The following is a 23775-nucleotide window of genomic DNA, read 5'->3' as shown; positions in this document are numbered from 1 at the left end:
TGAGTCCTCCGCTCTGTGGTGGATCGGCTGACGACTGCCAAGTGCCCGCGATCCACGAGGTCGTTACGCCCGCCTTCGGCGGCATTGACCATATTTTCTGCTGTGGTCCGACTTCCTGGCGACGTTACCCGAGCCTGGGGCGCACGCCGAGTACCGCAGTGCCGACGCGCACATGTGTCGCTCCGGCTGCCACGGCCTGTTCGAGGTCCGCACTCATCCCTGCAGACACCATGTTCGCAGCCGGATGGGCTCGGCGCAGGTCAGTCGACAAATCCATCAACCGCCCGAACGCCTCCAGTTGGCGTCCGGCGTACTCCCCGGTGAGCGGAGCGACGGTCATCAACCCGTCGAGCCGCAACCCCGGCGCCGCCGCGACGAGATCGGCCAACTCCCCGATGCCGCCCGGCGCCACGCCACCCCGCTCGCCCCGCCCGCTCACTCCGGCGTCGAGCGCGACCTGGATGAGACAGCCCAGTTGGCGTCCGGTCCGCTCGGCCTCCTTCGACAGCGCGGTGACGAGCCGGGCCCGGTCGACCGACTGCACGACATCGGCGTAACCGACCACGGATCGCACCTTGTTGGTCTGCAACTGACCGACGAAGTGCCAACTCAGCGCCAGATCCGCACATTCGGCGGCCTTCGGGGCGGCGTCCTGGCCCCGGTTCTCGGCGACATGACGCACACCGAGTTCGGCCAGCATCCGCACATCGCTCGCCGGATAGGTCTTCGTGACCACGATCAGGGTCACTTCTTCACGCTTGCGCCCGGCCGCCGCACAGGCGGCGGTGATGCGCTCCTCGACTTTCGCCAGATTTGCGGCGAGTTCGTCCCTACGGTCCGTCATGTCCCGTCAGTCCAGCCAGACATAGCTCGCCAGCCGCCCGGTGGTCCGGTCGCGGCGGTACGAGAAGTGGTCGTCCGATTCACGGGTGCACACCGGCGACTGCTCCCGGTCGCGCACCCCGAGCCGGTCGAGCTGCGCGAGTGCGCCGGCGGTCACGTCGACCGCGGGAGTGCCCCAACTCGTCTCGGCGTGCGCCGCCGGTTCCACCGCGGCGACGTCGGCGCGCATCTCGGCGGGCACTTCGTAGCACCGGCCGCAGACGGCGGGTCCGGTGCGGGCGACGATCCGGGCGGGATCGGCGCCGAGTTCGACCATGGCCCGTACGGCGGCGGGGACGACCCCGGCGACCATGCCCGGGCGTCCGGCGTGGGCCGCGCCCGCGATCCCGGCGACCGGGTCGGCGAGCAGGACCGGAGTGCAGTCGGCGGTCAGCACGGCGAGGGCGAGACCGCGCCGGGCGGTGACGAGCGCGTCGACGGAGGGGATGTCCGAGTCGCCCCAGGGTTCCTCGACGACCGCTACGTCGGCCCCGTGCACCTGGTTCATCCAGACCACCAGGCCGGGGTCCAACCCCATTGACTTGGCGGCCAGTTCGCGATTGGTACGCACGGCGTCGGGGTCGTCGCCGACCGCGCCGCCGAGATTGAGCTCCTCGTACGGAACGGCGCTCACCCCGCCCCACCTGTCGGTGAAGGCGAAGTGCGCGCCGCTCACGGTGTCGAACTGTCCTATCACTTCAGGAAGTCCGGTACGTCCAGCTCCTCGGCAGCACTGTCCGAGTAGGTCCGCGACGGCGGGACCGGCGGGGCGACCGGGAGGTCGGCGACCGGCTCCGGAGTCGGCTCCGGCTCCTCCTTGGGCTTGACGCTGCCGAGCGAGCCGAAGGACGGACGGCTCTCCTGCCGTACCGGGGTCGGCTCGTCGCGGCGGGCCGAGGACGAACTCGTGCCCGTCTCGCGGCGGGTCGGCGGCTGGCCGCCGTCGAAGCCGGCCGCGATGACCGTGACCCGGACCTCGTCACCGAGGGCGTCGTCGATGACGGCGCCGAAGATGATGTTGGCCTCGGGGTGGGCGGCCTCGCTGACCAGCTGGGCCGCTTCGTTGATCTCGAACAGGCCGAGGTCGGAGCCGCCGGAGATGGAGAGCAGGACGCCGCGGGCGCCGTCGATGGAGGCTTCGAGGAGCGGCGAGGAGATCGCCATCTCGGCCGCCGCCACCGCGCGGTCGTCGCCGCGGGCCGAGCCGATGCCCATGAGGGCCGAACCGGCCTCGGACATCACGGACTTGACGTCCGCGAAGTCGAGGTTGATCAGGCCGGGCGTGGTGATGAGATCGGTGATGCCCTGCACACCGGAGAGCAGGACCTGGTCCGCCGACTTGAAGGCGTCGAGGACCGAGACCTGGCGGTCCGAGATGGACAGCAGCCGGTCGTTCGGGATGACGATGAGGGTGTCGACCTCTTCGCGGAGCTCGGCGATGCCGTCCTCCGCCTGGTTCGCCCGGCGCCGTCCCTCGAAGGTGAACGGGCGGGTGACCACGCCGATCGTGAGGGCGCCGAGGGAGCGCGCGATGTTGGCGACGACGGGGGCGCCGCCGGTGCCGGTGCCGCCACCCTCGCCGGCCGTCACGAAGACCATGTCGGCCCCCTTGAGGACCTCCTCGATCTCCTCACGGTGATCCTCGGCGGCCTTGCGGCCGACGGCCGGGTTGGCGCCGGCGCCGAGTCCGCGGGTGAGTTCGCGGCCGACGTCGAGTTTGACGTCAGCGTCGCTCATCAACAGCGCCTGCGCGTCGGTGTTGATGGCGATGAACTCGACGCCCTTGAGACCGACCTCGATCATCCGGTTGATGGCATTGACACCACCGCCGCCGACACCGATGACTTTGATGACTGCGAGGTAGTTCTGCGGTGCTGCCACGTCGAAGGCCTCTCGCCTCGAGTTACGTGTCGTCGATCGCGGTGTTCCGCGACCCGACGACGGATGCCGAATGGGACGGTCCGTAGCGCCGACCCGAACCCTAACGTTGAAGTTTAGGGTTACCAGTGTGTCCGTTCCTTGAAGTCTTCTGAACAGGACACTAAGTCGACAAGTGGCGCACGTTCAACGAACACGCCGAACCTCCCGTTTTTCTTTTCACCCTATGTGATCAGCCGTAGCGCTGCCCAACCAGGGTGCTGGCCTGCGCGAATGTGCGTCAACTCCCGGCTGACGCAGGGGCGGTGGGAACGCTGACGTCGAAGTGCCGGGCGCCGGAAGCTGCTTTCATGAGAGCGGTGAGCGTACGCGCCTTCGCGGCGCCCTTGTCACCGCTTCCCCAAGAGACGGTCCGGCCGCCGGTCAACTCCAGCGAGATGTCGTCGTAGGAACGGACCTTGACGACCTGTGTGGTGCGGGCGACCGCGGCCGGAATGTCACCCGCGACGCGGACCGCCTCGCGGATGAGCCGGGTCTCGCCGAAGCGGCGCAGGCCGGCCGCGGACGAACCCGATTGCGAGAGCGCCAATTCGAGGGTGGGGATGGACTTCGGCGGTGTGGAAACAGTGGCGAATCGCACGCCCTGGTCGTCCACTTCGACGAAGTTTCCGCCCTTTTTCTCGACCAGGACCGGGACGCGTTCGGTCACTTTCAGCCCGATTCCGTGAGGCCAGGAACGGACTACGTCAACCGCGTCAATTCGGGGCAATTTACTGCGGAGTCGGGCTTCGATCGCATCCGTGTCGACAGAGATGAGCGGTCCGCCGACCGGAACGTCGGCGGCTTCGCGCACCTGTTCCGGCGTCAGGACCTCGGTCCCGGAGACCGACACCTTCTCGACCCGCAGCCACTGCGAGCCGTAGAGCAGCCAGACCGTGAGGGCGCCCAACACGACTGCGGCGAGGGCAAGTACGACAATCAGACGAAGACGCCTTCGTCCCAGGCGCCGGACAAGGGGCGGGCCGGACAACTCCTGTTGGCGTTCACCGCGCTCGGCGGTGCTCGGTCCGGCCACGCTCCCCTGCCTCTCTCACATAGGACTAACGGTGCCGCGAGGCGATCGCCTCGTACACCATGCCGACGAGCAGGTCGTCGGCGTCGCGGCGGCCGAACTCGCTTGCCGCGCGCGACATCTCGTACAGCCGGTGCGGGTCGGCGAGCACGGGCAGGACGTTGCCCTGGACCCACTCGGGCGTCAGTTCCGCGTCGTCGACCAGGAGTCCGCCGCCGGCCTTGACCACCGGCTGGGCGTTCAGCCGCTGTTCGCCGTTGCCGATGGGCAGCGGGACGTAGGCGGCCGGGAGTCCGACGGCGGAGAGTTCGGCGACGGTCATCGCGCCCGCGCGGCAGAGCATCATGTCGGCCGCGGCGTACGCGAGGTCCATCCGGTCCACGTACGGTACCGGGATGTAGGGGGGCATCCCCGGCATCTGGTGCACCTGCGGCAGTTCGTTCTTCGGGCCGACCGCGTGCAGGATCTGGATTCCGGCCTGTTGGAGGTACGGCGCGACCCGCTCGACCACCTCGTTGAGGTGCCGGGCGCCCTGCGAGCCGCCGGAGACCAGCAGCGTCGGCAGGTTCGGGTCGAGGCCGAACGCGGCCCGGGCCTCGGGCCGTACGGCCGCGCGGTCCAGGGTGGCGATCGTGCGGCGCAGCGGGATGCCGATGTAGCGGGCGTCCCGCAGCTTGCTGTCCGGGGTCGAGACGGCGACCCGGGCCGCGTAGCGCGAGCCGATCTTGTTGGCCAACCCGGGCCTGGCGTTGGCCTCGTGGATCACGATCGGCACCCCGAGGCGCTTGGCCGCGAGATAGCCGGGCAGTGCCACATAGCCGCCGAAGCCCACGACGCAGTCCGCCTTGGTGCGCTCCAGGATCTGCTCGGCGGCCTTGATCGTGCCGCGCAGCCGGCCCGGCACGGTGATCAGTTCCGGGGTGGGCTTGCGCGGCAGCGGTACGGCGGGGATCAGCGCGAGTTCGTAGCCCCGTTCGGGTACGAGACGGGTCTCAAGGCCGCGCTCCGTGCCCAGGGCCGTGATCCCCACGGTGGGGTCCTGCCTGCGCAGGGCATCCGCGAGGGCGAGCGCCGGCTCGATGTGGCCGGCGGTCCCCCCACCGGCGAGTACGACATGCACCGAAATTCACCGCTCTCCGGACGAACGCGCCGCCGAGGCACGCCGTCTCATCGTGTTCCATCTCCGGGGCCGTTGGCCGGAACCGGTACCCCTGGCCCCCCGCTTTCTACCAAAGCGGGGTTGCCGCATCGCAAGCGCCGCCCGCGCAGCGGGGTCGTCGCGCGCGAAGGCGATCAGCAACCCGATGGCGAACATGGTCGGCAGCAGGGCGGAACCCCCGTAGGAGAACAGCGGGAGCGGGACGCCGGCGATCGGCAGCAGGCCGAGCACCGCACCGATGTTGATCACCGCCTGAGCGGTGATCCAGGTGGTCACGCCTCCCGCGGCATACCTCACGAAGGGGTCCTCCGTGCGTCCGGCCACGCGGATACCCGCATAGCCTAGAGCCGCGAAGAGGGCGAGCACCGACAGTGTGCCCGCCAGACCCAGTTCCTCACCGGTGACGGCGAAGATGAAGTCGGTGTGGGCCTCGGGGAGTTGACCCCATTTCTCCACACTCGCCCCGAGCCCGGAGCCGAAGATCCCGCCGGACGCGAGCGCGTAGATCCCGTGCACGGCCTGCCAGCAGTCGGCGACCCCGGTCTTCGGCTCGGTGGCGCCGATGCAGGCGAGCCGGGCCATGCGGTTGGGGCTGGTCTTGATGAGGATCACACCGATCGCGGCCGCGATCGACAGCACACCGACGAAGAGCCGGGTCGGTGCGCCGGCCAGCCAGAGCAGGCCGAACAGGATCGCGGTGAGGATGATCGCGGTGCCCATGTCGCCGCCGAGCATGATCAGTCCGAGCAGCATGAACGCGACCGGCACCAGCGGCACCAGCATGTGCTTCCACTGGGACAGCATCGCCTTGTCCTGCTTGCGGGCGAGCAGGTCGGCACCCCACAGCACGAGGGCCAGCTTGCCGAACTCGCTGGGCTGGATCTGGAAGGAGCCGCCGAGCGAGATCCAGTTCCGGTTGCCGTTGACCGACATCCCTATCCCCGGCAGCTGCACCAGCGCCATCATGAAGACGGCGCCCGCGAGGATCGGATAGGCCAGCGCCCGGTGCAGCTTGACCGGCATCCGCGAGGCGGCCAGCGCCAGGACCCCGCCGATACAGGCCGCGAGGAACTGCTTGCGGAAGAAGTACGAGCCGGGCAGGGAGAGTTGGAGCGCCGTGATCTGGGAGGCCGAGTAGACCATCACCAGACCGAGCACGGTGATCAACACGCTGCCGCCGGCGATCAGGTAGTAGGCGGTCAGCGGCCGGTCCCAGGCCCGGCGGGCGTTGGCGTAGAGCCGTCGTACGGGGTTGTCGCGTACGGTCCTGGCGGCGGCGGGACGTCTGGGGGGCCGCTGCTGCACGGGCGGCCGGCCGGTACGGCTACTGGGCATCAGCGCCTCCGCTTGCGTCGGTCAGGCGCCGAGTCCGCGAACCGCCTGGGCGAACGCGTCACCGCGCTTGGTGTAGTTGGCGAACATGTCCATGGAGGCGCAGGCCGGGGCCAGAAGCACCGTGTCGCCGGCGGCGGCGAGTCGCTGTGCCTCCTGGACAGCCGCGAGCATCGCCCCAGTGTCGGTCCGGTCGAGGTCGACGACGGGTACTTCCGGCGCGTGTCGCGCGAGGGCTTCGCGGATCAGCGCGCGATCGGCGCCGATGAGCACGACGCCCCGGAGGTGCTTGGCCGACTTGGCGACCAACTCGTCGAAGGTGGCACCCTTGGCGAGTCCGCCGGCGATCCACACGATCGACTCGTAGGCCGCCAACGAGGCTTCCGCCGCATGGGTGTTGGTGGCCTTGGAGTCGTCGATGTACGCGACGCCGTCCACATCGGCCACGTGCGCGATGCGGTGCGCGTCGGGCGTGAAGGCCCGCAGCCCGTCCCGTACGGCCTTGGCGGGCACCCCGAAGGCGCGCGCGAGGGCGGCTGCGGCAAGGGCGTTGGCGATGTTGTGCGGGGCCGGCGGGTTGACGTCCGCGACCTCGGCGAGTTCCTGCGCGTTCTTCTGCCGGTCCTCGACGAACGCACGGTCCACCAGGATGCCGTCCACGACGCCGAGTTGGGAGGGCGCGGGGCTTCCGAGGGTGAACCCGATCGCCCGGCAGCCCTCTTCGACGTCGGCCTCGCGGACGAGGTCCTCGGTGGCCTTGTCGGCGACGTTGTAGACGCAGGCGACCTGATTGCCTTCGTAGATACGGCCCTTGTCGGCGGCGTACGCCTCCATGGAGCCGTGCCAGTCGAGGTGATCGGGCGCCAGGTTCAGGACGGCGGCCGAGTGGGCGCGCAGCGAGGGCGCCCAGTGGAGCTGGTAGCTCGACAGTTCGACGGCGAGGACGTCGTACTCCTCGTCCCCGAGGACGGCGTCCAGGACCGAGACGCCGATGTTGCCGACGGCCGCCGTGCGCAGGCCGCCCGCCTTCAGGATGGAGGCGAGCATCTGGACGGTGGTGGTCTTGCCGTTGGTGCCGGTGACGGCCAGCCAGGGGGCCGCCCCGGGGCCGCGCAGGCGCCAGGCCAGCTCCACGTCCCCCCAGACCGGAACGCCCGCCTCACGGGCCGCCGTGAACAGCTGCTTGCCGGGCTGCCAGCCGGGGGTGGTGACGATCAGTTCGGTGCCGTCGGGCAGGGTCGCTCCGTCGCCGAGGCGCACGGTGATGCCGAGCGCCTCCAGCTCCGCGGCCTGGGCCCTGGAGCGCTCGTCGGCGCCGTCGTTGACGACCGTGACGAGCGCGCCGAGGCCGTGCAGGACCTTGGCGGCCGGGATCCCGGAGACCCCGAGTCCGGCGACGGTGACGTGCTTGCCCTCGAAGGAGAGCCCCTGCCCATAGGTCACTTTTCCGCTGCCCATCCCGCGTAGAAGAGGCCCAGGCCGACGATCACGCAGATGCCCTGGATGATCCAGAAGCGGACCACCACGAGCACTTCGGACCAGCCCTTGAGTTCGAAGTGGTGCTGGAGCGGGGCCATTCGGAAGACCCGCTTGCCGGTGAGCTTGAACGAGCCGACCTGGATGACCACCGACATCGTGATGAGGACGAAGAGACCACCCATGATGGCGACCAGCAGCTCGGTGCGGGAGAGGATCGCCAGACCCGTCAGCACACCGCCGAGGGCCAGCGAACCGGTGTCCCCCATGAAGATCTTGGCCGGCGAGGTGTTCCACCACAGGAAGCCCAGGCAGGCGCCCATCAGCGCGGAGGCGATGACCGCGAGGTCGAGCGGATCGCGCACCTCGTAGCAGGCGTTCGGGTTGGTCAGGGTCGTCGCGTTGGCGCAGGACTCCTGGAACTGCCAGACCCCGATGAAGGTGTAGGCGCCGAAGACCAGCACGGAGGCGCCGGTGGCGAGGCCGTCCAGACCGTCCGTCAGGTTCACGCCGTTCGACATCGCGAGGATCATGAACAGCGCCCAGATCACGAACAGGATCGGGCCGATCTTCCAGCCGAAGTCCGTGATGAACGACAGCTTCGTCGAGGCCGGGGTGTTGCCGCGGGCGTCCTGGAACTGCAGGGCGAGCACCGCGAAGCTGATGCCGACGATCAGCTGGCCGGCCATCTTCGCCTTGGCCCGCAGGCCGAGCGAACGGCGCTTGACGATCTTGATGTAGTCGTCCAGGAAGCCGACCAGGCCCATGCCCACCATCAGACCGAGCACGAGCAGACCCGAATAGGTCGGCGTGTAGCCGGTGATGACCTTGGACAGGAAGTAGGCGGCGACCGTCGCGAAGATGAACGCGATACCGCCCATCGTCGGCGTACCGCGCTTGCTGGCGTGCTCGCGCGGGCCGTCGTCACGGATGTACTGGCCGTAGCCCTTGCGGGCCAGCAGCTTGATCAGCAGCGGGGTGCCCACCAGGGTCAGGAACAGGCCGATGACTCCTGAGAACAGGATCTGCTTCATCATCGGGCGGCAACCTCACCCTCGGCACCGGTCTCGATGAGCGCCTGCGCCACGCTCTCGAGCCCGACCGACCGGGACGCCTTCACGAGAACGACGTCTCCCGGGCGCAACTCGCTGCGCAACAGGTCGACCGCCGCCTGTGCGTCGGACACGTGCACCGACTCCTCACCCCACGAACCCTCGTTATATGCGCCCAGTTGCAGCCAGGACGCTTCCCTGCCCCCGACCGCGACGAGCTTGCCGACATTGAGCCGGACGGCCAGCCGTCCGACCGCGTCGTGCTCGGCGAGCGCCTCGTCCCCGAGCTCGGCCATCTTGCCGAGCACCGCCCACGTCCTGCGTCCCTTGCCCATGGCCGCGAGCGCGCGCAAAGCGGCTCGCATGGACTCGGGGTTCGCGTTGTAGGCGTCGTTGACGATGGTCACGCCGTCCGGTCGCTCGGTGACCTCCATCCGCCAGCGGGAGAGGGAGCCCGCCTCGGAGAGCGCGGTGGCGATCTCGTCTGCGGACATGCCCAGCTCATGGGCGACGGCGGCCGCGGCGAGCGCGTTCGACACGTGGTGCTCACCGTACAGGCGCATGGTCACTTCGCTGCACCCGGAGGGTGTGTGAAGGCTGAAGGCGGGCTGTCCGCTGTCCGTGAGTCTCACGTTCTCGGCCCGAACGTCCGCTTCGCCGGACTCTCCGAAAAGGATCACCTTCGCCTTCGTACGGGACGCCATGGCCCGTACGAGCGGATCGTCCGCGTTGAGGATCGCGGCGCCGCCGTCTTCAGCCGAAGGGAGCGCTTCTACGAGTTCGCCCTTTGCCTGCGCGATCTGCTCGCGGCCGCCGAACTCGCCGATGTGGGCGGTGCCGACGTTGAGGACGAGGCCGATCTTCGGGGGCGTCAGATCCGTGAGATAGCGGATGTGACCGATGCCGCGGGCGCCCATCTCCAGGACGAGGAATCTCGTCTCGGCGGTGGCGCTCAGCGCGGTCAGCGGCAGCCCGATCTCGTTGTTGAACGATCCCGGCGTGAACACCGTGGGCGCCTTGCGCGAGAGCACCTGCGCGATGAGGTCCTTGGTGCTGGTCTTGCCCGCCGACCCGGTGAGGGCCACGAGCGTGGTGCCGAGCCGTCGTACGACATGGCGGGCGAGGGCGCCCAGGGCGCTCTGGACGTCGTCCACGACGATCGCGGGGACGCCGACCGGGCGGGACGCCAACAGGGCCACCGCGCCCGCCTGTACGACCGCTTCCGCGTAGTCGTGGCCGTCGACGCGCTCGCCGACGAAGGCGACGAAGAGGCTGCCTGGTTGCACTTCCCTGGAGTCGCGGACCACCGGGCCGGTGACCTGGACGGACGGATCCGGTATGTCGTGCGTCTGCCCGCCGACGACTTCTGCGATCTCGGCGAGGGAGAGGGCGATCACAAGTTCATCCCTGGGTCTTCTGGATAGCTTCGCGAAGCACCTGGCGGTCGTCGAAGGGACGGACCACTCCGGCGATGTCCTGGCCCTGCTCGTGGCCCTTGCCCGCGACCAGCACGGTGTCGCCCGGCTGTGCGCGGGCGACGGCGGCGGCGATGGCGGCGGCCCGGTCCTCGAAGACCTGGACCTCGCCGCGCTCGTGCGCGGGCACCGAGGCGGCGCCCTGGAGCATCGTCGCCAGGATCGCGAGGGGGTCCTCGGAGCGGGGGTTGTCCGATGTCAGTACGGCGGTGTCGGCGAGCCGGGCCACCGCGGCGCCCATCGGCTCGCGCTTGGTCCTGTCGCGGTCCCCGCCGCAGCCGAGCACGACGTGCACCTTGCCCTCGGTGACCTTGCGCAGCGCGCGGAGAACCGATTCGACGGCGTCCGTCTTGTGGGCGTAGTCGACGACCGCGAGATACGGCTGCCCGGCGTCCACGCGCTCCAGCCGTCCCGGCACGCCCGGTACCGCGGCGATGCCGTCGGCGGCGAGCTGCGGGTCGAGGCCCGCGGTGGCGAGGGCGGCGATCGCGGCGAGGGTGTTGGCCACGTTGAAGGAGCCGGCGAGCGGCGAACGGGCCGTGATCAGTTCGCCCTTGGGGCCGACCGCGGTGAACGTCGAGTCCATCGGGCCGACTTCGACGTCCTCGGCGCGCCAGTCGGCGTCCGGGTGGCCCTCGGCGGAGTAGGTGGTCACGGGGACCGTGGCCTCGGCGGCGAGCCTGCGGCCGTACTCGTCGTCGAGGTTGACCACTGCCTGGCGGCTGCGCAGCGGGGTGAACAGCTGCGCCTTGGCCTGGAAGTAGTCCTCCATGCCCGAGTGGAACTCCATGTGTTCCGGGCTGAGGTTGGTGAAGACGGCGATGTCGAAGACGCACGCGTCGACCCGGCCGAGGACCAGCGCGTGGCTGGAGACCTCCATCGCGACCGCGTCGACCCCGCGCTCCAGCATGACCGCGAACAGGGCCTGGAGATCGGTGGCTTCGGGGGTGGTGCGCTCCGACTTGATGCGCTCGTCGCCGATGCGCGTCTCGACCGTGCCGATCAGACCGGTGGACCGGACGGTTTTCAGGCCGCCCTCCACGAGGTACGCCGTCGTGGTCTTGCCGGAGGTGCCGGTGATCCCGATCTGGAGCAGATCGCGGCCGGGGTGGCCGTAGATCGTGGCCGCCAGCTCGCCCATCTGCCCGCGCGGATCCTCTACGACCAGGACGGGCAGGCCTGTTGCGGCCGCGCGGTCGGCGCCGGCCGGGTCCGTCAGGACGGCGACGGCACCGAGGCCGGCCGCCTGGGTGACGAAGTCGGCGCCGTGCAGGCGGGCGCCGGGCAGCGCGGCGTACAGGTCGCCGGGGCGGACGGCGCGCGAGTCATGGGTGATGCCCGTGACCTCGGCGCTCGTCGTCGGCGCGGCGGCGCCCAGTTCGTCGGCGAGTTCCGCGAGGGATGTGGCGGAGAGCTGCGCCGGCCTGGGCGGCCCCGGGTATGTCACGGATACGCCCTTCTGGGGGGTTTGGGACTGATCGGCGGGTGGCACGGCGGTGAGCGTACCGGGCACACCGGCCCCGGAGCGAAGTGAGGGGCGGGGCTCGCCCTGGTTCCCGGACTGGGAGGTGATCATGGTCACGGATCGGTTCCTGGCTGTTGCGCTGATCAGGGCGTGAAGGTCACGGGCAGATTCGCGGCCTTGGCCCCGGTGGGCGGGACCTGGAGGGACTTGAGGGCGAACTCCATCACCTGCTTGTAGATCGGTCCGCAGATCTGACCGCCGAAGTAGCTTCCGCTGGTGGCGTTCTGGATCGCGCAGTAGACGGTGATGCGGGGGTTGTCGGCGGGCGCGAACCCGGCGAACGACGAGGTGTAGCCCTTGTACTTGCCGGTGGCCGGATCCACGCGGTTGGCGGTGCCGGTCTTGCCCGCCACCCGGTACCCCGGAATGGCGGCCTTACCGCCCGTGCCCTGCTCGTCGTCCACCACGGACTCCAGCATCTGGGCGAGGGTCTTCGCCGTCTTCGCACTGATGACCCGGGTCTTCTTGGGCGTCGCCGCGGGCGTGAAGCGGCCGTCGGGCCCCTTCGTGCCGCGCACCAGGGTGGGCTCGATCCGGACCCCGCCGTTGGCGACCGTCGAGTACACGGAGGCCGCCTGGAGGGCGTTGAGGGACATGCCCTGGCCGAAAGGAATCGTGTACTGCTGCGAGGTCGACCACTTGGAGGCGGGCGCGAGGATGCCCTTGGTCTCGCCGGGGAAGTTCAGCCCGCTGTAGCTGCCGATGCCGAACTTGCGCAGATACGAGTAGAGGACCTCGTTGGCCTGCGGCTGTGTCTTGCCGAGCTGGCCGGCCGCCTCGATGGTGCCGATGTTGCTGGACTTGGCCAGCACGCCGTTGAGGGTCAGGTTCCAGGTCGCGTGGTCCACGTCGTCCTGGAAGAGCCGGTCGCCCCGGTGCAGCCGGTTCGGCACGACGACATGCGTCAGCGGGGTGGCCGCGTTCTCCTGGAGCACGGCGGCCATCGTCATGACCTTGGCGGTGGAGCCGGGCTCGTAGGCGTCCTGGAGGGCCGCGTTGCCCAGGGAGGCCGCGTTGGCCTGCGCGAGGTCGTTCGGGTCGAAGCCGGGCGCGTTGGCCATGGCGAGGATCTCGCCGGTGCGGGTGTCCTGCACTATCACGTACCCGCGGTCCGCCTTGGACTTCTTCACCTGCTCGGTGATGGCGTTCTGCGCGGCCCACTGGATGTCGCGGTCGATCGTCAGCTCGACGTCGGAACCCGGCACCGCCGGCGTCTCCGTGGAGCCCGCGGTCGGCACCTGGACGCCGCCGGACTGGGCGTAGCGGACCTTGCCGTCCTTGCCCGTGAGGTCCTTGTTCAGCTGCTGCTCGACCCCGCCGCCGCCCTTGCCGTCGGCGTTGACCCAGCCCAGTATCCCGGCGGCGAGATCGCCGTTCGGGTACACACGCTTGGTGGTGGGGACGGCGAGCACACCGGCGATGACATTGACCGTGGTCGGGTCGGTCGAGGACTTGGTGGTGAGCGCGCTCTTCAGGTCCTTGATCTGCTTCCAGACCTGCGGGGTCTGCCGGTTGGCGAGCACCACGTAGCGCAGGTTCTTGTTCGCGGGCCTGAGCTTCTTGACGAGGGAGGCCTGGTCCACGCCGAGGATCGGGGCGAGGAGGGCGGCGGCCTGCTCGGGCCCGTCGTCGATCTTCAGCTGCTTGCGGGTGAACAGCGTCGGGTCCGCGGTGATCGTGTACGCGTCGACGCTGGTCGCGAGCGCGACCCCGGAGCGGTCGGTGATCTCGCCGCGCTCGGCGGCCAGGACGTAGTCGACGTACCGGTTCTGCGCGGCCTTCGCGGCGTACGCGCTCGCGTCGACCGCCTGCACCTGCAACAGCCGTACGACAAAGGCGATCAGGACGAGGGTCAGCGCCAGGCTGATCATGCGCAGCCGGGGGCGGGGGCTGCCGAGCCGGAGGGAGCGCGGGCCCCCGGGGCGGCCGGAGGAGTGCGCCGAGGGCGGGGGCGCTGCCGGGCGGCGGGCCGGACGGGCGCCGGGGCCCGGGCGGCGCCGGGGGGTGCCGCCCCCTTCCGGCCGTTCGGGCCTGGCCGGTCCTGGCACTCGGCGGCGCGGCGGTTCCCTGTCGGACACTTCCGTCACCTGCCGGGAGTCGTGGTCGGAGTCGGGGAAGGCGGTACTGCGGTGGGCGTCGCCGTCACGGCCGGCACCGGAGCCTGGGCCGGGCTCGCGGCCGGGGTCGACATCGGCGCCGGGGCCTGCGGACGGCTCGGGCTCGGGCTCGGGCTGCTCACCAGGGCCTCGGGGGCGAGGACCACCGGTGCGTTCGCCGCGGTCCGGGCGGCGGCCTGCTGGGGGACGCCCTTCACGGAGCCGTTCGGGTCGAGGAAGGCGGGGTCCCCGCCGGGCACCATGCCGAGCTCGTGGGCGCGGCGCTGGAGGGCGTCGGGGGCGGAGTAGGCGTCCACGTCCCGCTGGAGGGCCTGCTCCTCGTCGGTGAGGCTCTTGGTCTGCTTCTGGAGGTCGTCCAGCTTGAACTGTCCTTCGCTGAGCGCGGAGTTCAGCACGAGCAGTCCGATCAGGCCGCCGCCGAGAAGGAGCACGACCAGGAGGACGAACGGGGTGCGGGCCGCCTGGATCCCGCCGGTCTGCGCCGGGCCGGTCGGGAAGAGCCGCGCGAGTCGGGCGGCCCTGCCTCTCAGTTCAGGTTTCCTGCTCACTCACGCCCCCGAGTTGGAAGGTCGGACCCACCCGCTGCTCGCGGCGGGCGCGCCCCCTGCCGGACGCCCTGCCTCACCCCGTGCTCAATCAACGACGTCCTCCCTGATGCGCTGAGCCCCCCGCAGCCGCGCGGGTGCCGCCCGCCGGTTCTCGGCGACCTCTTCCTCGGTGGGAAGTTCGGCACCGCGCGTCAGGAGCTTGAGCCGGGGCTGGTACTGCTCGGGCACGACGGGCAGCCCGGGAGGCGCGGTGTTGGCGGCACCGGCCGCGAACACCTGCTTGACCAGGCGGTCTTCGAGCGAGTGGTACGACAGGACGGCGATCCGGCCGCCCACGGCAAGGGACTTCACCGCCGCGGGGATCGCGCTCTCCAGGACGGACAGCTCGCCGTTGACCTCGATGCGCAGCGCCTGGAAGGTGCGCTTGGCCGGGTTGCCGCCGGTGCGCTTGGCGGCCTGCGGCAGCCAGTCACGGATCAGCTCGACGAGCCGCGCGCTGTTGCTGAACGGCTCCTTGGCGCGCTCCCGGACGACCGCGGACACGATCCGCTTGGCCTGCTTCTCCTCGCCGTACGCCCGCAGGATGCGGACGAGTTCACCGGGCGCGTAGGTGTTGAGGACCTCGGCGGCGCTGATGCCGGTCGTCTGGTCCATACGCATGTCGAGCGGCGCATCCTGGGCGTAGGCGAAGCCGCGGTCGGCCTCGTCGAGCTGCATGGAGGAGACGCCGAGGTCGAACAGGACGCCCTCAACGCGCGGGATGTCCAGGCGCTCCAGCACGTCGGGCAGTTCGTCGTAGACGGCGTGCACGAGGGTGGCGCGGTCGCCGAAGGGGGCGAGGCGCTCCCCGGAGAGGCGCAGCGCCTCCTTGTCGCGGTCGAGGGCCACGAGCCGCGCCTCGGGGAACCGGGTCAGCAGGGCCTCGCTGTGCCCGCCGAGGCCGAGGGTGCAGTCGACGACCACCGCGCCCGGCCGCTCCAGTGCGGGCGCCAGCATGTCCAGGCACCGCTGGAGCATCACCGGGACGTGTCGACTGTTGCTCAAGGGGCCCTCTCAGGTCCGGCGGGCCGTACGCACCGCCGGGTCCCCACCCGCTGACGAAAGGGAAGCCTGCCGGCGCCGAAGGCGTCAGCCGACCGGAAGCGGGAGGAGGCCGAGCCGTACGTACGCGCCGCGCACGTGGGGAGAATCCGGAAGGTCGCCGGGGTCTCCGGGAAAAGTCCAGCAGGGAGAGCCTCGTCTCCCGCTCCGCGCAACTTTAGTCCACCCTGTCCCGCGGTCAATCAACCGGCCTGCGCGTCGCGGACCGGGCTGCGTGCGAAGCGGCAAAACGGGAAGAATCACCCGGACGGGTGCACCCCCGCCACCCGTGTGGGTTACCTCACAAGAGGACGCGATGACGCTCTTTTTCCCGCCCCGCACCGCGACCGAACCGCCGGTGACCAGTACCGTCATGGGTATGACGACCTCCGCATCCGTACCCACAGAGTCCGAAGGCGCCATAACCGACGGCGGGACCGTGACGGACCGCCTCGTCGAGGCCAACGGACAGTACGCCGCCGCGTTCACCGATCCGGGGATGGACGCCCGACCCGTGCTCCAGGTGGCCGTGGTGGCCTGCATGGACGCCCGACTCGACCTGCACTCGGCGCTCGGCCTGCAACTGGGCGACTGCCACACGATCCGTAACGCGGGCGGGGTCGTCACCGACGACGTCATCCGCTCCCTCACCATCAGCCAGCGGGCGCTCGGCACCCGCAGCGTCGTGCTCATCCACCACACCGGCTGCGGCCTGGAGTCCCTCACCGAGGAGTTCCGGCACGACCTGGAGATGGAGGTCGGCCAGCGCCCCAACTGGGCGGTGGAGGCCTTCCGCGACGTCGACCAGGACGTACGGCAGTCCATGCAGCGTGTGCGCACCTCGCCGTTCCTGCTGCACACTGATGATGTGCGCGGCTTCGTCTTCGACGTGAAGTCGGGTCTGCTGCGCGAGATCGACCCCGCCTGACGCACCCGCCCGCCCCGAAAACACACGCCTCGGACCGCCCAGAAGGTCATAAGACCCGACAAAGCGAAGGCAGTTGTCCACAGGCGAGTGACACGAACCGGTAACGGCAACAAGAATGCGGGTGTGGCGTCGCGCGGAACTTTTCCCGCGCGGTGTCCGTGTTTCGGGGTGGGCCGGTCCGCATCACAGGCGTCGGCCCATGGAAAGAACGGGCCGAGGAGGGCCGGGTGACGACCTATGACGATCGAGCGAGCCTTACAGATCTGACCGCCACTGTGGAGCGAGTCCGCAGTTCGGTGGAAGGAGTGATCGAGGGCAAGCCCGAGGTCGTACGGCTTTCGCTGACCGTGCTGCTCGCCGAGGGACATCTTCTGATCGAGGACGTCCCGGGTGTGGGCAAGACAATGCTGGCCAAGGCGCTGGCGCGGTCGATCGACTGTTCGGTGCGGCGAATCCAGTTCACGCCCGACCTGCTGCCCTCGGACATCACCGGTGTGTCCATCTGGGACCAGCAGCAGCGGGACTTCGAATTCAAACCGGGCGCGATCTTCGCCCAGATCGTGATCGGCGACGAGATCAACCGCGCCTCGCCGAAGACCCAGTCCGCGCTCCTGGAGTCCATGGAGGAGCGCCAGGTCACCATCGACGGCCAGACCTACGAACTGCCCAGCCCCTTCATGGTGGTCGCCACGCAGAACCCGGTCGAGATGGAGGGCACCTATCCCCTGCCCGAGGCCCAGCGCGACCGCTTCATGGCGCGGGTCTCCATCGGCTATCCCAGCGCGGAGGCCGAGCTGCAGATGCTCGACATCCACGGCGGGGTCAGCCCGCTGGACGACCTCCAGCCCGTGGCGCACGCGCACGACATCGTCAAGCTGGTCGAGGCGGTCCGCGGCGTCCACGTCGCCGACCCGGTCCGCAGGTACGCGGTGGAGCTGGTCGGCGCCACCCGCAACCACCCGGACCTCAGACTCGGCGCCTCACCGCGCGCGACGCTGCACCTGCTGCGCGCGGCGAAGGCCTCCGCCGCCCTGAGCGGCCGTGAGTACGCGCTGCCGGACGACATCCAGGCCCTCGCGGTCGCGGTCCTGGCCCACCGCCTGCTGCCCACCGCCCAGGCCCAGTTGAACCGTCGTACGGCGGAGCAGGTCGTCCAGGAGATCCTCCAGCGCACCCCCGTGCCCGCGGCACCGGCCCCGCAGAGCGGCCTGGGCCTCGGGGGGTACGGCCAGCAGCCACCCCGGAGGCTGTGATGACCACCGGGGAGGCGGAGACCGACCGGGACGAGAAGGGCGGTGTCCGTACGGCCCTGGCCGGGCTGACCACCCGCGGACGCTCGTTCCTGGCCGCCGGTATCGCCGCCGCGGTCTGCGCGTACGTCCTGGGGCAGAGCGATCTGCTCCGGGTCGGGATGCTGCTCGCGGTGCTGCCGCTGGTCTGCGCGACCGTGCTCTACCGCACCCGCTACCGGGTGGCCGGCAGCCGCCGGCTCTCCCCCGCGCGCGTGCCCGCCGGCTCCGAGGCCCGCGTCCATCTGCGCATGGACAACGTCTCCCGGCTGCCCACGGGCCTGCTGATGCTCCAGGACCGGGTGCCGTACGTGCTCGGACCGCGCCCCCGGTTCGTCCTGGACCGGGTCGAGGCGGGCGGCCGGCGCGAGGTGTCCTACCGGGTCCGCTCCGACCTGCGCGGGCGCTACCCCCTGGGCCCGCTCCAGCTCCGCCTGACGGACCCCTTCGGGATGTGCGAACTGACCCGCTCCTTCTCGACCTTCGACACCCTGACGGTCATCCCGCGCGTGGAGGCCCTCCCCCCGGTCCGCCTCAGCGGCGAGGCCAAGGGCTACGGCGACGGCCGCAACCGCTCGCTGGCCCTGGCGGGCGAGGACGACGTGATCCCGCGCGGGTACCGCTACGGCGACGACCTGCGCCGCGTGCACTGGCGCTCCACCGCCCGCTACGGCGAGCTGATGGTCCGCCGCGAGGAACAGCCCCAGCGCGCCCGCTGCACGGTCCTGCTGGACACCCGGGGCATCGCCTACGCGGGCCAGGGCCCGGACTCGGCCTTCGAGTGGGCCGTCTCCGGCGCCGCCTCCGTCCTGGTGCACATGCTGGAACGGGGCTTCTCCGTAAGGCTGTTGAGCGACACGGGCAACTCGGTGCCCGGCCAGGACGCCGACGGGTTCGCGGGCGCGAGCCAGGAGTCGGCGGACGCGGCCGGACTGATGATGGACACCCTCGCGGTGATCGACCACTCGGACGGCTCGGGCCTGTCCCGGGCCTACGACGTCCTGCGCGGCGGGAACGAAGGACTGCTGGTGGCCTTCTTCGGCGACCTCGACGAGGAACAGGCGGCCGTGGTCGCCCGGATGCGCCAGCGCAGCGGAGGCGCCCTCGCCTTCGTGCTGGACAACGACGGCTGGGTCCGCGAGTCGACCGACGTGCCCGGACCCGGTGACGGGCCCGAGGAGCGGCTGCGGATGCTGCGCGACGCGGGCTGGACCGCCGTCGCCGTACCGCGCGGCGCCTCCCTCACGGAGCTGTGGCAAATGGCGGACCGCGAGCGGAACGGCATCACCGCCGCCGGCCTCGGGGAGGGATGGGCATGAGCGGGCGGGCACGACTGGCCATCTGCGCCTGGGTGGCCACGCTGATGGCGTCCTGCGCGATGCTGCCCCTGGTCTCCCCGGCTACCTGGATCATCCAGGCCGCCTTCATGCTGGCGATCCAGACCGGCGTGGGCGCGGCGACCCGGCGGGTGCCGCTGGCCCGGCCGCTGACCGTCGCGGCGCAGGCCCTGGTCACCCTGCTGATGCTGACCCTGGTCTTCGCGCACGCGCAGGCCCTCGCCGGGTTCGTCCCGGGCCCGGAGGCCTTCCAGCACTTCGCTGACCTGCTGCGGGAGGGCTCCGACGACGTCTCCCGGTACGCGATCCCGGCACCGCTGCACGACGGCATCCGGCTGATGCTCATCGGCGGTGTCCTGGTGATCGGCCTCGCGGTGGACACGCTCGCGGTCACCTTCCGCAGCGCGGCCCCGGCCGGACTGCCGCTGCTCGCCCTGTACTCGGTCGCCGCCGGGCTGTCCGAGAGCGGCGTCAGCTGGCTGTGGTTCCTGCTCGCCGCCGGCGGCTATCTGATGCTGCTGCTGGCCGAGGGCCGGGACCGGCTCGCCCAGTGGGGCCGGGTCTTCGGCGGGGCGCCACGCACCACCCCGGGCTCGGAGTCCTCGGGTCCGCTCGCCCCGGTCCGTACCGGGCGGCGGATCGGCGCGGTCGCCGTGGCCATCGCGCTGCTGCCGCTGCCCACCATCTCGGGCGGCCTGCTGGACGCGGCCGGGACGGGTGTGGGCGCGGGCAGCGGAGGCGGCGGCACGATCTCCGCGGTCAACCCGCTGGTCTCGCTGCGCGACAGCCTGAACGTGGACGAGAACCGCCAGGTCCTGTCCCTGAGCACCAACACGAACGACGTCTCGGGCATGTATCTGCGGATCGTGTCCCTGGACGACTTCGACGGCACCACCTGGAAGCCGTCCCAGCGGCACATCGAGAGCGTGCCGAGCCCGTTCCCCACCCCGACGGGCCTGGGCGCCGACATCAAGCGCACGGAGATCAAGACCCGGATCTCGGCCGCGGACTGGTACGCCCAGGACTGGCTGCCGATGCCGTACCCGCCCAGCGGTGTGCGGATCGACGGCAGTTGGCGGTACGAGCCGGTGGGCATGACGGTCGTGGGCGACCACGGGCAGAACACCCGCGGGGCGACCTACGAGGTCAGCAGCCTGGACGTCCAGCCGACCGCGGACCAGCTGGCCGAGGCACCCGAGCCCTCGACGGCCCTGCGCAACCAGTACACGAAGGTGCCGAAGTCGCTCCCCGCGGTGGTGGCCGACACCGCCCGCAAGGTCACCGCGGGCTCGACCAGTCACTACGAGCAGGCGGTCAAGCTCCAGGACTACTTCGCGGTGACCGGCGGCTTCCAGTACGACACCCAGGTGGACGTCGGCACCGGCCGGGACGCGATCGCCAAGTTCCTGAAGGACAAGCAGGGTTTCTGCGTCCACTTCTCCTTCGCGATGGCGGCGATGGCCCGCACGCTGGGCATCCCGGCCCGGGTCGCGGTGGGCTTCGCGCCGGGCACCCCGGAGGCGGACGGCACGGTGTCGGTGGGCCTGAAGGACGCGCACGCCTGGCCCGAGCTGTACTTCGAGGGCGTGGGCTGGACCCGCTTCGAGCCGACCCCGAACCGCGGCTCGGTCCCGGCGTACACCCAGTCGACGGTGCCCGGCAGTGACGTCCCGGACCCGGCCAGGCCCTCGGCGTCCACGAGCACGGAGCCGTCCGCGGCCCCCTCGGCGAGCGAGAGCTGCACGGCCCAGCTGCGGAAGCTGGACGGCTGCGCCAGCCAGGCCCCGGCGATCGCGGCGGGTGGTGACCCGCGGGGTCCCTGGTGGTACGTGCAGATCGTGGCCCTCGGCCTGGGCGCGCTCCTGCTGCTGACGATCCCGTTCTCGCCGATGCTGTGGCGGACCCGGATGCGGTCGGTACGGCTGGGCGCCCATGGTCGTACGGAGTCCGAGGCAGCCGTCCACACGCTCGCGGTGTGGGAGGAACTGACCGATACGGCCTGGGACTTCGGGATCCCGCCCGACGAGTCGCTGACCCCGCGCAAGGCGGCGGCCAGGATGGTGCGGCTCGGGGAGCTCGACCCGGCGGCCGCCGCGTCGGTGCACCGGGTGGCGGACGCCGTGGAGCAGGTCCTCTACGCGCCCCGGCCGCAGCTCGCCTCCGGGCTCGCGCAGGACGTGCGGCGGGTGGCCGTCGGTTTCCAGGACACGTCCGGCCGCTCCGCGCGGCTGCGCGCACTGGTCGCCCCGCGCTCGACCGTCCGGGTGGTGTGGGCGCTGTCGGCCTGGTGGACGTCGGTGACGACACGGGCGGCGGCGCTCCGGCTGCCCTCGCGCAAGCCGTCCGGGCAGCAGGGCTAGAGAGCGCGGCAGGGCATACGGGAGGGGGTGACCACCGGTCCGGTGGTCACCCCCTCACTCGTCTTCGAGGAGTGCCGCGCGTGCTGCTGCGGGGCTTGGTGCTGCTACTGGCCGCCCTGTTGCTCGTCGCGGCGGCGCTGCCAGCGCTGCTCGATCCGATCCATCACCGAGCGCCGCTGCCGTCCCTGGCGGCGGGCGTGCGGAGCGCCTGCGGCGGGCTGTTCGCCAGGCTTGGGGGCCTTGCGCCAACCGGTCACGGCGAGTACCGCACAGCCCAGCATGACGAGGAATCCCACCACGCTGACCCAAATCTGCTGTGCGACCATTCCTGCCATGAGGAGCGCAATACCTACGAGGAAGCCGGCCACCGCCTGGTAGACCCGTCGCCGGGTGTACGTGCGCAGCCCGCTTCCCTCAAGCGCTGTCGCGAACTTGGGATCTTCGGCGTACAGCGCTCGCTCCATCTGCTCGAGCATTCGCTGCTCGTGCTCCGAGAGCGGCACGGAGTCCTCCTCATCGTGCAGTCGCCGGGGCGACCCGGGGGGTCCCTTCAGGATAGGCAGGGAATCGCCCCCGTGAAACCCGCCCCTCTACGCCAATTGACCAACCGGAATCCGCCATGGCCGTCCGGCTCGCTGAAGCTTCCATTCCCCAGCGGCCGTCCTGTCATGCCGGGCGGTCTCCCTCGATCATACGGCGCCGGGCCCCCGATCGGGGGGCCTGTGGCGTACTCCATGTGCTGTCGCGCCCCTGATCAGGGCTCCGGCACAGGAGGCCGCTCACGCCTCTGTGGCACCCCGTGTCTCGCCGAGCACATGAAGCTGCGTGGCCACGGAGTGGAACGCCGGCAGCTCGGCCGCCGCGGCCTCCAGCTTCAACAGCGCGTCCAGGGCGCCGGGCTCGGTGTCCACCAGCACTCCGGGCACGAGGTCGGCGAAGACCCGCACCCCGTGCACGGCGCCGACGGCGAGGCCCGCGCCCTCGACGAACGCGGCGAGCTGGTCGGCGGTGAAGCGGTGCGGGACGGGATCGGCCTCGCCCCAGCGGCCGTTCGGGTCGTCCAGGGCCTGCCGGGCCTCCTTGAAGTGGCCGGCGAGGGCGCGCGCGAGCACGGCACCGCCGAGTCCGGCGGCGAGCAGGCTGAGGACGCCCTCGGGGCGCAGCGCGGCCACCACGGTGCGGACGCCCTCGGCGGGGTCGTCCACGTACTCCAGGACGCCGTGGCACAGCACCGCGTCGTAGCCGCCGCGCTCGACCACGTCGAAGAGGCCGTGCGCGTCGCCCTGGACGCCCTTGACGCGGTCGGCGACGCCGGCCTCGGCGGCGCGGCGCTCCAGCGCGAACAGCGCGTTCGGGCTGGGGTCGACGACGGTGACGCGGTGCCCGAGGCGGGCGACGGGCACCGCGAAGTTGCCGCTGCCGCCTCCGGTGTCGAGGACGTCCAGCGCGTCCCGACCCGTGGCCTTGACCCGGCGGTCGAGGGCGTCCTGCAGGACGTCCCAGACCACGGCGGTACGGAGGGAGGCGCGGGGGCGGCTCGGGTCCGACACGGCAGTTGACTCCTCGGCGCGGCACCGCCTGTGGACGGCGGAGCGAACGGGCTGCCTCCCCGGTCCCGGTGGCTGACGGAGGGAGGGCTTCAGGCGCCTTCCACCCTATTGCCTCCGGTGCCGTACCTGGTCATGTGTCTCGCGCGGCGAACGCCGCGTGCTCAGCCCGCGCGGTCCCCCGGCCGCTCCGGGTCCTGGCGTGGCTGGGGCAGGACCGGCTGGAGGACGAGCATGCGCTCGACCAAGCGCAGGAACATCGCCACGTCGCGGATGAGGTCGTCGGCGTCCCGGCGGGTCGCCGCGCCCTGGATGCCCGCCTCGGCCCGCGCGCGGCGCCGGGCGCCGGAGGCGAACAGGGCGCTCCACTCGGTCAGTTCGGGTGCTATCTCGGGGAGGACCTCCCAGGCGCTGCGGATGCGGGCCCGGCGCCGGGCGGTGGGCTCTGGCTGGACGCGCGCGGCGAGGACCGCGGCGGCGGTGCGCAGGGCGGCCAGGTGGGCCGTCGCGTACCGCTCGTTCGACGTCTCGAGGACGGCTGCCTCGTCCAGTCCGGCGCGGGCCTGGGCGAGGAGGTCGAGGGCGGCTGGTGGGGCCGTGGCCCGGCGGAGCACGGGGTGCACATCGCTCGCCGGGCCGGTCAGTGAGGGGGCAGGGCCGGAGGCGCGGCGCCGACGGGCGGCGGCTGCGGACGAGTTGGCCATGACGAACCTCCTGT

Annotated in this window: 20 protein-coding genes; 4 read left to right on the top strand and 16 right to left on the bottom strand. The window is 71.1% G+C overall.

What is annotated here, in order from left to right:
* Positions 1-124: 124 nt before the first annotated feature.
* The 13 genes from OHT77_RS32545 to rsmH form a co-directional block, all read right to left on the bottom strand.
* Complete coding sequence (locus OHT77_RS32545; protein ID WP_328831980.1) at positions 125-844, bottom strand: YggS family pyridoxal phosphate-dependent enzyme; 720 nt, start codon at positions 842-844, stop codon at positions 125-127.
* A 6-nt stretch (positions 845-850) separates the two neighbouring features.
* Positions 851-1579 (bottom strand): peptidoglycan editing factor PgeF, encoded by a 729-nt coding sequence (gene pgeF / locus OHT77_RS32540; RefSeq protein ID WP_328831978.1) that lies wholly within the window; start codon positions 1577-1579, stop codon positions 851-853.
* Positions 1576-2763 carry a cell division protein FtsZ gene (gene ftsZ, locus OHT77_RS32535; RefSeq protein ID WP_328831977.1) on the bottom strand — a complete coding sequence of 396 codons (1188 nt, stop codon included), beginning with the start codon at positions 2761-2763 and terminating at the stop codon, positions 1576-1578. Before ftsZ ends, pgeF begins: the two co-directional genes overlap by 4 nt.
* 277 nt (positions 2764-3040) lie before the next feature.
* Positions 3041-3835: a cell division protein FtsQ/DivIB gene (locus OHT77_RS32530; RefSeq protein ID WP_328831976.1), complete on the bottom strand. Its 795-nt coding sequence runs from the start codon at positions 3833-3835 to the stop codon at positions 3041-3043.
* Between the two features lie 25 nt (positions 3836-3860).
* Positions 3861-4952: an undecaprenyldiphospho-muramoylpentapeptide beta-N-acetylglucosaminyltransferase gene (gene murG / locus OHT77_RS32525; RefSeq protein ID WP_033284460.1), complete on the bottom strand. Its 1092-nt coding sequence runs from the start codon at positions 4950-4952 to the stop codon at positions 3861-3863.
* Positions 4953-4958: 6 nt separating this feature from the next.
* Positions 4959-6326: a putative lipid II flippase FtsW gene (gene ftsW / locus OHT77_RS32520; protein WP_328831975.1), complete on the bottom strand. Its 1368-nt coding sequence runs from the start codon at positions 6324-6326 to the stop codon at positions 4959-4961.
* A 21-nt stretch (positions 6327-6347) separates the two neighbouring features.
* Positions 6348-7781: a UDP-N-acetylmuramoyl-L-alanine--D-glutamate ligase gene (gene murD, locus OHT77_RS32515; protein WP_328831974.1), complete on the bottom strand. Its 1434-nt coding sequence runs from the start codon at positions 7779-7781 to the stop codon at positions 6348-6350.
* Positions 7763-8836, bottom strand: a complete 1074-nt coding sequence (mraY, locus tag OHT77_RS32510) for a phospho-N-acetylmuramoyl-pentapeptide-transferase (RefSeq protein ID WP_262059888.1) — start codon at positions 8834-8836, stop codon at positions 7763-7765. The genes murD and mraY overlap by 19 nt, the downstream gene beginning before the upstream one ends.
* Positions 8833-10248 carry a UDP-N-acetylmuramoyl-tripeptide--D-alanyl-D-alanine ligase gene (locus OHT77_RS32505; RefSeq protein WP_328831972.1) on the bottom strand — a complete coding sequence of 472 codons (1416 nt, stop codon included), beginning with the start codon at positions 10246-10248 and terminating at the stop codon, positions 8833-8835. Before OHT77_RS32505 ends, mraY begins: the two co-directional genes overlap by 4 nt.
* A 4-nt stretch (positions 10249-10252) precedes the next feature.
* Positions 10253-11773 carry a UDP-N-acetylmuramoyl-L-alanyl-D-glutamate--2,6-diaminopimelate ligase gene (locus tag OHT77_RS32500; protein WP_328831971.1) on the bottom strand — a complete coding sequence of 507 codons (1521 nt, stop codon included), beginning with the start codon at positions 11771-11773 and terminating at the stop codon, positions 10253-10255.
* 161 nt (positions 11774-11934) lie between these two features.
* Positions 11935-13929 carry a peptidoglycan D,D-transpeptidase FtsI family protein gene (locus OHT77_RS32495; RefSeq protein ID WP_328831970.1) on the bottom strand — a complete coding sequence of 665 codons (1995 nt, stop codon included), beginning with the start codon at positions 13927-13929 and terminating at the stop codon, positions 11935-11937.
* A 5-nt stretch (positions 13930-13934) separates the two neighbouring features.
* Positions 13935-14516 (bottom strand): septum formation initiator family protein, encoded by a 582-nt coding sequence (locus OHT77_RS32490; protein ID WP_328831969.1) that lies wholly within the window; start codon positions 14514-14516, stop codon positions 13935-13937.
* An 84-nt stretch (positions 14517-14600) separates the two neighbouring features.
* Complete coding sequence (rsmH, locus tag OHT77_RS32485) at positions 14601-15560, bottom strand: 16S rRNA (cytosine(1402)-N(4))-methyltransferase RsmH (protein ID WP_328831968.1); 960 nt, start codon at positions 15558-15560, stop codon at positions 14601-14603.
* 415 nt (positions 15561-15975) lie between these two features.
* On the opposite strand from rsmH, the gene OHT77_RS32480 reads away from it, so the two are divergent.
* From OHT77_RS32480 to OHT77_RS32465, 4 genes are all read left to right on the top strand, one after another.
* Entirely contained in the window at positions 15976-16524 is a 549-nt protein-coding gene (locus OHT77_RS32480) for a beta-class carbonic anhydrase (protein ID WP_266767794.1), read from the top strand.
* Between the two features lie 227 nt (positions 16525-16751).
* Positions 16752-17777 (top strand): AAA family ATPase, encoded by a 1026-nt coding sequence (locus OHT77_RS32475; RefSeq protein WP_328831967.1) that lies wholly within the window; start codon positions 16752-16754, stop codon positions 17775-17777.
* Positions 17777-19132, top strand: a complete 1356-nt coding sequence (locus tag OHT77_RS32470) for a DUF58 domain-containing protein (protein ID WP_328831965.1) — start codon at positions 17777-17779, stop codon at positions 19130-19132. Before OHT77_RS32475 ends, OHT77_RS32470 begins: the two co-directional genes overlap by 1 nt.
* Complete coding sequence (locus tag OHT77_RS32465; RefSeq protein ID WP_328831963.1) at positions 19129-21510, top strand: transglutaminase TgpA family protein; 2382 nt, start codon at positions 19129-19131, stop codon at positions 21508-21510. Before OHT77_RS32470 ends, OHT77_RS32465 begins: the two co-directional genes overlap by 4 nt.
* Positions 21511-21614: 104 nt before the next feature.
* Here OHT77_RS32465 and OHT77_RS32460 read toward each other — a convergent pair whose 3' ends face one another.
* The 3 genes from OHT77_RS32460 to OHT77_RS32450 all read right to left on the bottom strand — a co-directional run bounded on the left by OHT77_RS32460 (position 21615) and on the right by OHT77_RS32450 (position 23761).
* Positions 21615-22013 carry a DUF3040 domain-containing protein gene (locus OHT77_RS32460; RefSeq protein ID WP_328831962.1) on the bottom strand — a complete coding sequence of 133 codons (399 nt, stop codon included), beginning with the start codon at positions 22011-22013 and terminating at the stop codon, positions 21615-21617.
* Between the two features lie 276 nt (positions 22014-22289).
* Entirely contained in the window at positions 22290-23060 is a 771-nt protein-coding gene (locus tag OHT77_RS32455; protein WP_328831961.1) for a methyltransferase, read from the bottom strand.
* A gap of 161 nt (positions 23061-23221) precedes the next feature.
* On the bottom strand, positions 23222-23761 hold the full coding sequence (locus tag OHT77_RS32450) for an SAV_6107 family HEPN domain-containing protein (RefSeq protein ID WP_328831960.1): 540 nt from the start codon (positions 23759-23761) through the stop codon (positions 23222-23224).
* Positions 23762-23775: the final 14 nt, after the last annotated feature.

The sequence above is a fragment of the Streptomyces sp. NBC_00252 genome (genome assembly GCF_036187565.1).
Classification (GTDB): Bacteria; Actinomycetota; Actinomycetes; order Streptomycetales; family Streptomycetaceae; genus Streptomyces.
This window is presented reverse-complemented; position numbering and strand designations above follow the sequence as displayed.

What these genes read in the sequence shown, in the direction of transcription:
- OHT77_RS32545 (WP_328831980.1), bottom strand. Translation starts at nt 844, where the DNA reads ATGACGGACCGTAGGGACGAACTCGCCGCAAATCTGGCGAAAGTCGAG.
- ftsW (WP_328831975.1), bottom strand. Translation starts at nt 6,326, where the DNA reads ATGCCCAGTAGCCGTACCGGCCGGCCGCCCGTGCAGCAGCGGCCCCCC.
- murD (WP_328831974.1), bottom strand. Translation starts at nt 7,781, where the DNA reads ATGGGCAGCGGAAAAGTGACCTATGGGCAGGGGCTCTCCTTCGAGGGC.
- mraY (WP_262059888.1), bottom strand. Translation starts at nt 8,836, where the DNA reads ATGATGAAGCAGATCCTGTTCTCAGGAGTCATCGGCCTGTTCCTGACC.
- OHT77_RS32480 (WP_266767794.1), top strand. Translation starts at nt 15,976, where the DNA reads ATGACGACCTCCGCATCCGTACCCACAGAGTCCGAAGGCGCCATAACC.
- OHT77_RS32470 (WP_328831965.1), top strand. Translation starts at nt 17,777, where the DNA reads ATGACCACCGGGGAGGCGGAGACCGACCGGGACGAGAAGGGCGGTGTC.
- OHT77_RS32465 (WP_328831963.1), top strand. Translation starts at nt 19,129, where the DNA reads ATGAGCGGGCGGGCACGACTGGCCATCTGCGCCTGGGTGGCCACGCTG.
- OHT77_RS32450 (WP_328831960.1), bottom strand. Translation starts at nt 23,761, where the DNA reads ATGGCCAACTCGTCCGCAGCCGCCGCCCGTCGGCGCCGCGCCTCCGGC.